This is a genomic window from Peptoniphilus sp. HCN-40583 (genome assembly GCF_037892835.1).
In the GTDB taxonomy this organism is placed as follows: Bacteria; Bacillota; Clostridia; order Tissierellales; family Peptoniphilaceae; genus Aedoeadaptatus; species Aedoeadaptatus rachelemmaiella.
In genome coordinates this window covers 1-1,172 of record NZ_JBBKBU010000057.1, presented here as the reverse complement: position 1 = coordinate 1,172, position 1,172 = coordinate 1, and the positions used below count along the sequence as shown (strand labels likewise).

1 protein-coding gene is annotated in these 1,172 nt (G+C 57.0%); it reads left to right on the top strand.

From position 1 onward, the window contains the following. A partial coding sequence (gene tuf, locus WKT05_RS10550) for an elongation factor Tu (protein ID WP_340414058.1) occupies positions 1-1,172 on the top strand: 1,172 nt, incomplete at its 3' end.

Here is a 1,172-nt window from a genome sequence, read left to right as displayed (position 1 = left end):
ATGGCAAAAGGAAAATTTGAAAGAACCAAACCCCACGTCAACGTCGGCACCATCGGCCACGTCGACCACGGCAAGACCACCCTTACGGCGGCAATCACCCTCGTATTAAACAAACGCTTCGGCTCCGGCGAATTCGTCGACTACGCAAACATCGACAAAGCCCCCGAAGAAAGAGAACGCGGTATTACCATCTCCACGTCCCACGTCGAATACGAAACCGAAAAACGCCACTACGCCCACGTTGACTGCCCCGGCCACGCCGACTACGTCAAAAACATGATCACCGGTGCAGCCCAAATGGACGGCGCCATCCTCGTCGTATCCGCGGCAGACGGCCCCATGCCCCAAACCCGCGAACACATCCTCTTGGCCCGCCAAGTCGGCGTACCCAAAATCGTCGTCTTCTTAAACAAACAAGACCAAGTCGATGACGAAGAACTCATCGAACTCGTCGAAATGGAAGTACGCGATCTCCTGAGCGAATACGAATTCGACGGCGACAACACCCCCATCACCGTAGGCAGCGCCCTTAAAGCCCTGGAAGATCCCGACGGCGAATGGGGCGACAAAATCGTCGAACTCATGAACACCGTTGACGAATGGATCGACGATCCCATCCGCGACATCGATCATCCCTTCCTCATGCCCGTAGAAGACATCTTCTCCATCACCGGCCGCGGCACCGTCGCCACCGGTCGTGTTGAACGCGGCACCATCAAAGTCAACGACAACGTCGAAATCGTCGGCTTAACCACCGAAAAAAGAACCGTCGTCGTCACCGGCGTCGAAATGTTCAGAAAACAACTCGACCAAGCCGAAGCAGGCGACAACGTCGGCCTTCTGCTCCGCGGCGTCCAAAGAGACGAAATCGAACGCGGCCAAGTACTGGCAGAACCCGGCAGCATCCATCCCCACACCAAATTCGAAGCCGAAGTCTACGTCCTGAGCAAAGAAGAAGGCGGACGCCACACCCCGTTCTTTAACGGCTACCGTCCCCAATTCTACTTCAGAACCACCGACGTAACCGGCGACATCACCTTAGCCGACGGCGTCGAAATGGTCATGCCCGGCGACAACGCCACCTTCAAAGTCGAACTCATCACCCCCGTCGCCATGGACGAAGGCTTACGCTTCGCCATCAGAGAAGGCGGCCGCACCGTCGCCTCCGGGGT